This is a genomic window from Lampropedia puyangensis, assembly GCF_004833285.1.
Lineage (GTDB): Bacteria > Pseudomonadota > Gammaproteobacteria > Burkholderiales > Burkholderiaceae_C > Lampropedia > Lampropedia puyangensis.
This window is the reverse complement of sequence record NZ_STFG01000038.1, coordinates 824-9,327: the sequence shown is the minus strand read 5'-3', so window position 1 is coordinate 9,327 and position 8,504 is coordinate 824. Positions and strand designations below refer to the sequence as shown.

The window sequence follows — 8,504 nt, the reverse complement described above, 5'->3', positions numbered from 1 at the left end:
GTGGCTGTGGGATAAGTGCGTCTGGGGTCAGGGGCACTTCACGCCAAATTTGATTTGTGCAACAAAGCCCAAGCTTTGCGGGATACATAGATCCGGCGATCAATAAAAATCATTATGCGACTTACGTCTAAAAATATCCGTTCAAATCCACTGGCACTTGTTCGCTCATTGCCGACAAAATTAGTCAGTGTTAATCAAATTAAATTAGCAGATGATCGAGTAACGGATGAGATCTTCGTATCACGTTACAAGGCATTTTTGCTAGGGAAAAGCGTTGTACATCAGACAAGAGTTTCGCTTGACCTCATCCGGAGCGGATTTTGGAAGAAAGATCAGCAGGGCAACTGGGGGCTTATTAATAATCCAATCGATCCAAAGCATCTGCAAGACGCCATTGCAATGATTAGGCTTGGCAGTCGACCTGCGCTTCATCTCTATGAAAATCCAAATCAAAGCGACAGCAAGAGATTTGTCTGCTCGGATGACGAGGTCACGTATGCGGCATATGGAAAATTAGAAATTTCAAAGGTCCCGGTTGTGCTGATGGCCAAACCTCGAGATTTGGAAGAGTCGTGCTTGTCGGTACGCTGCTACCAACGCAAAGGGAAAGACTCTATAGCTCTGCTTGAAGGTATAGTCCCTGTAATCCATGAGCTGGTTCCATCCATCTTAGGCCAAAAAAAGCCAGAATTAATCGAAACTCTTGACACGCTTACTGAAACGCTTCGTGATTTGAAAGAACCGCTCCGCGCTTTCCATCAACCTGGCTCTGTAACTCTCCACTACCACCACACCTTGTACTCAGTGTTGTTCCGTGCGGAAGAGTGCCTTGATTCCATGAAGTTACTTATCAGTAAAGGCAGAGTATTGCTTGCTGCAGCGCTCCTCAGGTCCCTTCATGAACTCGCTCTTGTTTTTTATGTAGATTGGCTTACTCCCATGCAAACATATCGCTATTTGCAAATGGCCTCAGTCATTCCAGAGCGTGAGTGGGAGGCGACCTGCGAGCGCTGGCGCAAAGAAGAAATTGCAGCAGGAACATCCCCGCTTGATGCAAAGAACATCAAAGACGCACACATGAGAGCGTTTCGCCTCGGCTCAGTCGTAAACGAAAGGGCGCGGATATTTCCATTAGGAGAAGATTTTCATCGTGATGTATATCGTTTTCTATCTGAAGTCGTACATCATGACTTCAGTATGACTGCTAGATATACCCATACACTAGATAATGGAGATGACGCCGTTTACTTTAACGATGTGCTAAAAGCAATTACGCATCTGAGTGATATTATTGTCGCGGCTATTGTTACCCGTGTAAGGTCTGACCTTGGGCCAATTTCAGCGACACCTTCAAGCTCGGTGGACTAACTGTCTGTTCGCTACGAAAGTGAGCAGGGACCATAAATTTTGCATTTTTATAGCTCATGCTGATGTCTTCCGCGCTACACGCTACTCCACCAAGTAGGCTTGCCGCTGAACTCCCGTTTTTAGTGGTACGCATCGGCCGCTTTTGGCCGTTTCACGACATTCAATAAATTGTGACTATACGACACCTTTGGCTACATTATAGCCAAAGGTATGTCACTCAGCCGCGTGGTGTAGCAAGGGGATTGACGGGCTTGGCGCATGGGCCATTGTTGATTGGCACTCAGTTGAGGCCCCAACACCACAGTGCCGTGTCCAAAGCGGTTGGCCATGGCGTCGAGTGCGGTCATCAACCGTTGTTGCCTGGCTTTTTGAGAGGTGCTTTCAAGTGGTGCCTCCCACTCCAGTTCCATTTGCGGCGCACTTTGGCTGGCATAGCGTTCTGTCAGGCCCAGTAGCAGCACCCCGGCTTTGCAATAGCGGATATGGGGGCGGTACAACTGCTGCAATGCCACTAAGGCGGCGCCTACGATTGCACGTGTGTCGTTAGTAGGGCTAAGCAAAGGCGTCACGATGGTGCGGGCGTAGGGTGTATCGCCTTGGCGAAAGGGGCTGGTTCTGGCAAACACCACAACCTGCGAGGTTTGGCTGTGTTGCTGCCGCAACTTGTGCGCTGCGCGGGTGGCGAAGGTGGTGATGGCGCTGGCCAGCTCTGCCTGCGATGTGACTGGCTGGCCAAAGCTGCGGGTAAATGCAATTTGCTGCTTGGGGCCGGGCTGATTATCGAGTTGCAGACAAGGCTGGCCGTGCAGTTCATGCCATGTTGTCTCCAGGACTACGCTCCAGCGTTTCCTGACGGTGGCGGCATTGAGTTGCAAGAAATCGGCAATGGAGCAAACTCCTTCGGTCTGCAGTTGGCGCGCAATGCGGCGGCCAATGCCCCATACATCGCCAATAGCAGTTTTGGCAAAAAGGTAGGCTTTCTGCTGCTCATTCATGGCTGCAAAATTGCAGACTTTGGCCAGTATGTGCGGATAGGGTTTGGGCTTGCGGTCGGCAGTTTTGGCAATGTGGTTGGCGAGCTTGGCCAGTGTTTTGGTGGGGCCGATACCGATGCAGTTGGGAATGCCCGTCCATTGAGCAATCTGCCGATGCGTGCGCCATGCACGTGCAGTGAGGGTGTCAGCAGCAATCCCATGCAAACCGATAAAGCACTCGTCGATGGAATAAATTTCTTGCTCAGGCCCCAAGAGGGCGGCCACTTCCATCATGCGGTTGCTCATGTCCCCGTACAGGGTGAAGTTGGTAGACAAGGCGGTCAAACCGGCGGTTTTCTCCAGGTGCTTGATCTGAAAGTACGGCGCCCCCATGGCGATGCCGAGGGCTTTGGCCTCTTCGCTGCGGGCAATGGCGCAGCCATCGTTGTTAGACAAGACGACCAAGGGGCGGCCTTGTAAGCGTGGCTGAAAAACACGCTCACAACTGCAGTAGAAGTTGTTGCCATCGACCAATGCAAACATCACGGCTTCCTCTGCCAAGCAAGGCCATGCCATCCTGCGTTGACTTGACTTGGCAATGAAAGAAAGGCACCGGCGTGCGGTTGAAACGGCGCGCTCATAGCGGCACGACCTCAAGTTGGCCCAGCATGAGCGGCCGCACCAGAATTTTGTAGCTGTCCACGTCGTAAGTGGGCATCGGGTAAAGCAGCGCTGTAGCCTCCGCATGACCGGAGGCGCTGCCTAAATAGCACCAGTTGTCCAGTACATGCCATTGCTGCAATGCATCCCACCGCTCAACCAAGGCCACCGGCCCAGCGTATGGCCAGGCGTGCAGCCGCCAATCCTCCAGCGCTTGGGCCGTGCGCTGCGCATGCGCCTGAAGCGATTCTTTGCCACAGCAAGCCCCCGCGCAGCGTTTGACCATGTGCCGAAAGCAGGGTTTACTGCCGATGGTGGTTGAGCCCATGGGTTTTTCCACCCCCAACACAGTCAAGCACAGCATATGGGTATCTGCCAGTGTGGCCATGGCTTCTTTGGCTGCATGGGCGCTGCGGTAAAGGCCAAAAAGCTCTGCGCAAGGGGTAAAGCCCATGGCCTCGGCCTGCACCAATTGCAATTGCCCCTGACTTAGCCGCCAACTGCACAACTGCCTGCTGTAACGCAAGCGTTTGTTGTAGAGCGGCTGGTGGTGTTTGATCAGTGTCGACTCCAACAGTAACGCACCAATTTCACCTGCGGTGGGTCGCGCTTCAATACGCTGGGTTTGCCGCAGCATGGCCGCTTCTGCAGGGGCGCGCAAATGGTCCAGCACCCGCTGACGAATATGAATGCTTTTACCAATGTACAGCGGCAACTTGTCGCCCTCGCCGCCCCAGAACAGGTAAACGCCAGGGCACTGCGGCAAGGTTTGTGCCTGCGCTTTAAGATGTGTCGAATCGGCCATGGACCAAGGTGCCATGATGCTCAGACCGCGAACTGCTTAATGCAAGAGGTGACCACGCCCCAGACCTCCAAGGTTTGTCCATCGGTAAAGGTCAGTTCTTCAAACTCCGGGTTGCCCGCCACCAGTTTGGTAACACCGGCTTTGGAGTACAACTGTTTGCAGGTGAATTCACCATCGACCACGGCAATAACGATATGCCCATGCACAGGCGTGATGGCTTTATCCACCACCACGGTGTCACCATCAAAAATGCCAAACGTCTCCATGGATCGTCCGGCGATTCGCAGCAAAAAAGTGGCTTGCGGGTGGCGTATCAGTTCAGCACCGATGTCAATATGCTTGTGCAAAAAATCATCGGCAGGACTTGGAAAGCCTGCACGAACCGAACTGCACACAGGCACCCACAGAGGGGAGCCCAACCGCAAGGGAACGGGGTGCGAGGTAGCCGTCGCAGAGTCAATCATAGGCATGCAATAAGGGCGTCAAACAGCGTAAAAAAAACCTCGACTTTCAACCCTAGAAGCAGGGCCAATCGAATGTCGAAGCTGCCATCCTAGCGGAGCAATACCTTTTAAGAAAAGCGTTATTTAGTCAGTTTAGTTGCCGAAAGTCTTCACAGAAAAACCTGCTTGATTCGTGCAATAGCGCCCCAAATAGCCAACGCCTTTATGCGGCTGCATCTGGTAGCGGCATGCTGCCGCGGCCTTTGCGCGACTAGCAAGCCGCGCAAAGGCCGCAAACAGGCTGCGGCTTGAGTACCCCCCCCGCATCGTTTGCTTTGCTACAGCAGTGGCAAGGCGCCCGTACACTGGTTACGAGGGCGCAACCTCAGCCAATACATCTTCAGAGAAAATCTGCCACTGGCCTGCGTGTTTGCGCCAATACTGCCGCAGCGACAACCCAGCCGGATATTCCGCGCTGGTTGCACGGACATTCACAATGCGCAACTCCCCCATCGCATCGCTCCAGGCATAGACGGACGAGCTTTCAATGCGGAAATTCTTGTCCGCGTAATGTTTTGCTTGGCGTTCAAGTTGGTTACGCCGATGCGTTGATTGCAAAAATTCAGTGGTGTAGTACGCATCCAAGCCGCCCATACCTGCGGCACTGCGGCGCGCAGTCTCCCAGCGGCGCAAAATCTGCTCAAACGCCAACAGTGATGGTTGTTCCTGCGCGCCTGCCTGCTTGACCCAATTCAACTGGGGCGCAAACAAAACAGGCGTGCGACGCTCAATGACCTGCATCAGCAATGCCATATCAGGGTTGGCCAACACCACGCAACCGTCACTGGCTTGCGGCACGCGCGCAAACTGGTCTGAAGGTGAGCCATGCAACCAAATGCCACTGCCTGTGCGACCGTGCATGCGGTCCCAATCGTTGGGGTAATTAACCGGAAGGGCCCCTACGCCATACAAATCCGGCAGCTTTTTGCCCGGAATTTGGCCCGTAGTGAAATACAGTCCCAATGGCGTTTTCTGGTCGCCTTCTTCTCGCTTGTCCACCCCCAATTTCCCGACCGAAATATAAAAGTCACCAATCAGCGAGAGGCCCTGCGCACCATTGGCAAAAAGGTAGAGCCTGGATTTTTCAGCGTCTACAGCAATGGCATGCCGCACCGACGCATCCAGTCGCAAAAATTGCGCCGGAATCGCATCTGCCGGTGGCGGCGCACTGTATGCCGCCAGCCGCTGTCGCAGCTCGCTTTGCAGCGCAAGCAAATGGGTGCGGTCCGCGTCTTGCCCTTGGTTTAAGGCCAAACCAGAGCGCAAACGAAGAAGGTCTGAATAGACCAGTTGAGCGGATCGAAAATTGGGCGTCTGTGTAAGTAGCGCCTCCACTTCCTGAATCGCCTCATTGAGATCTCCTGCATTCAACTGCAACAATGCCTGCATCAGACGTGACTCGGCGCGCGCACCAGCATCGAATGCACTCTCATGGATAGCCTTGACCGGTTGTGCGTGGCTGGCACCGGAGCCCCCTGCCATCAGACTCAGGCCTAAGCAAGCTAAGCCGCACCCCAACACATGCAGCAAGCTGCGCATGGGTCTGCAACTGCCGCCTTTCATACCAAGGCCTGCAAGGAAAGAAGACATCAACCGCCAGTTCCCTCATGCACGATGCGCCATTTGCCTGCCTCTTTCTGCATGCGCAAGGTTTTTTGCGTCGATGCTTTGAATGCACCTGAGCTGTACGTCTGTCGGAACTGCACCGTTGCAGAGTCCGCTGTGATGGCTGAGGTCTTCAAATTACGCACCTGCACACTGATGGTGGGGCGCCCGACAATGCGCTGTGTACGCTGCTCTTTCCATTGTGAAAAGCTGCTGCCATCGGCAGGTTTAAAGTGTGTGCTGTAGGCTGCGAAATAGCGCTCCATATTCTGGCTCGCCCAGGCATCAGCCCACTCCTTCACGGCAGCGTCCAACGCGGCCGCAGCTGCGGTCGTGCCAGCCTTACTGCTATCACTTGACGCCGCTAGTGTCGCTGGTGCCGTTACTGCAGTTTTTTGCTCTTCTTTATCTTGCGCTGCACGGGCTGCTGCTGCACGCTCTGCAGCCAATTTGTCATCGGCAGCTTTTTCCGCGGCGCGTGTTTGTGCTGCCAGCTTGTCCGCTGCAGCTTTGTCTGCGGCAAGCTTATCGGCTGCTTTCTTCTCCTCAGCCAATCTCTGCTCTGCCGCTGCTTTTTCTGCTGCGGCCTGTTCTGCTTTTGCCTTGGCTTGTTGCTCGCGCTCCTGATCTTGTTTCTTTTGTACCTGATCAGCCTGCTGAGCCTGTGCGGTCAAACGCGCGGCCTCTTGCGCACGCGTATTAGACAAATTAGACGAATGCGTCTGGGCCTGCGCAACAGTTTGTGGCGCGGTCTCTTGTACAGGGAAAATCTGCTTAATCAACGACAGCTTGGGCTGCAAGGCTTTGCGCGAATCGTCCAGTTGCAAAGCCTTCGCATAGGCTTCGCTGGCCATGCGCGCGTATAAATCCCCTAAATTTTCATGTGCTGTGGCATAGCTCGGATTGGTACGAATCGCAGACTCCAGCACGTCCACCGCCTTGCGCTCATCCCCTTGTGCGGCATAAAGCACCGCCAAATTATTGAAGGGCTCTGGCAATTGCGGGTAGTCTTTGGCCAGCGCGGTGAACACATCGATCGCTTTGGCTGTACTGCCTTGTTCGGTAGCAATCACGCCTTGCAAAAAACGCACTTGTACATCCCCTGGGTTGTTGCGCAAATAGGCGTCTGCCCGTTTCGCAGCTTGGTCAAGGTGACCTTGCTCCAACAAACCAGAGACCTCCTCAACCACCGCTTGATCAGCATATACCGCGCTTGCATTCCAGAACGTGGCACACGCAACCAGCACAGCGGCTGTACGGCGCATCCATACGCGCGGTAAACGCGGTAAAGGTTGCACCAGAACACCGCGTTTTCGTTGACCTTGTGCAGAAGCAAGGGAGGCGGGATGGCTCGAACGAAACAGCGCATGCTCAGGCGAAGTAGACATACAGGTTCTTTCTGCTTAAAACGTCAATTGACCATCACCGCCACTGCCAAAAGTGCAGCCGTGCAGCCGAAAAAACGCCGATTGTATAGGAGCACTCCAGGCTTGCGACGCGCAACTCTCAGAACGTGCTCAAAGTCTCAGAACGTGCCAAGAACGTGTTTGTGATCTCAGCACACTCTACGAGAAAACCTTATGCACTTCTGAAAGAACGAAGTCGCCGTGTTGAGCCTGCTCAACCTAAACAAAAACCAGCGTGCAATAGGCGTCCAGTGGGAATTGAAAAGATATAACACTTGGTTACTTATCACCCGTAACGGTCACGCTAAAACACAAGGAACGTTACGTAACGCCCGACGTAACATACACAAAACCCACATCGAGAAATAAAAAATATTTTTATAAAAATCAAATACTTAATAAAAACACAACACCATAAAAACAGGCTTCAATACATGGCACACATGTTGCAAAAATAAAAGCCATGCAGGTTTGCGACAGTCCGAAACACTGCTGACCCTTTTCTTTTTTCTGCCATCCGGAGAAGCACCATGACGGCCCAAACAACGTCCCTCAGCACCGCACTGCCCCCAGCCACTCCATTCGAGTATCTGGACCAATCTTCCAGCGTGACTGTTGCACAAGCAAACTTTGCAGGGGCATCCCCCGCGAGCAGCATTGCAAGCAGCGCGCCAGCCACGTTGACGCATGCCAGCCCAGGGGTTCAGATTGTGCGCAACGGCCAAACCATGGCAGCACAAAACGGTAGCCAGCTTCTTGTGGGAGACCGCATCATCGTTCCAGAAAATGGCAGCGCACAAGCCGCATTCCAAGGCGCGAGTGGGCAAACGCTGGTTGGCACTTTTGAGGGAGGAACAGACGCTACCTTGGCCTACCGCAACAATGAAGAAGGAACAGGCGCAGTGGTGCTCGACTTGGCCGCAGGCAATGTGGACGTAGCGCCAGTTAGCGGCGACAGTGATGCCGTGGGCCTGATTGTGACCAAGGACAGCGCCACAGCCGACTCAGGCTTGGGCGACTTTTTACTTGCAGGCTTGATTGGCGCAGGCGCAGGCGCATTGATCGCATCGGCGTTAGATGACGACGATGACAATAACCAAGGCCCAGTCACCCCCACCAACCCAACAGACAGCACTGATCCAACAGACAACACTGATCCAACAGACAACACTGATCCAACAGA

General features: G+C 53.7%; 6 protein-coding genes and 1 pseudogene. 2 read left to right on the top strand and 5 right to left on the bottom strand.

Annotation, left to right across the window (positions count from 1 at the left end; all coding sequences use genetic code 11):
- The first annotated feature begins 114 nt into the window (after window positions 1-114).
- Window positions 115-1,368: a hypothetical protein gene (locus tag E9531_RS16960; protein WP_136574957.1), complete on the top strand. Its 1,254-nt coding sequence runs from the start codon at window positions 115-117 to the stop codon at window positions 1,366-1,368.
- 191 nt (window positions 1,369-1,559) lie between these two features.
- Here E9531_RS16960 and E9531_RS16955 read toward each other — a convergent pair whose 3' ends face one another.
- The 5 genes from E9531_RS16955 to E9531_RS16935 form a co-directional block, all read right to left on the bottom strand.
- Window positions 1,560-2,885, bottom strand: a complete 1,326-nt coding sequence (locus tag E9531_RS16955) for a Y-family DNA polymerase (RefSeq protein ID WP_136574956.1) — start codon at window positions 2,883-2,885, stop codon at window positions 1,560-1,562.
- 94 nt (window positions 2,886-2,979) lie between these two features.
- Window positions 2,980-3,807, bottom strand: coding sequence for an endonuclease (locus tag E9531_RS16950; protein ID WP_211343477.1), 828 nt, complete (start codon window positions 3,805-3,807; stop codon window positions 2,980-2,982).
- Window positions 3,808-3,827: 20 nt separating this feature from the next.
- Complete coding sequence (locus E9531_RS16945) at window positions 3,828-4,277, bottom strand: LexA family protein (protein ID WP_342210870.1); 450 nt, start codon at window positions 4,275-4,277, stop codon at window positions 3,828-3,830.
- Between the two features lie 342 nt (window positions 4,278-4,619).
- Window positions 4,620-5,900: a L,D-transpeptidase family protein gene (locus E9531_RS16940; RefSeq protein ID WP_136574954.1), complete on the bottom strand. Its 1,281-nt coding sequence runs from the start codon at window positions 5,898-5,900 to the stop codon at window positions 4,620-4,622.
- Window positions 5,900-7,303, bottom strand: a complete 1,404-nt coding sequence (locus E9531_RS16935) for a nuclear transport factor 2 family protein (RefSeq protein ID WP_244610168.1) — start codon at window positions 7,301-7,303, stop codon at window positions 5,900-5,902. Before E9531_RS16935 ends, E9531_RS16940 begins: the two co-directional genes overlap by 1 nt.
- Before the next feature lie 548 nt (window positions 7,304-7,851).
- Between E9531_RS16935 and E9531_RS17565 the strand changes: the two are divergent.
- Window positions 7,852-8,504 (top strand): annotated as a pseudogene (locus E9531_RS17565) (hypothetical protein); the annotation flags it as partial.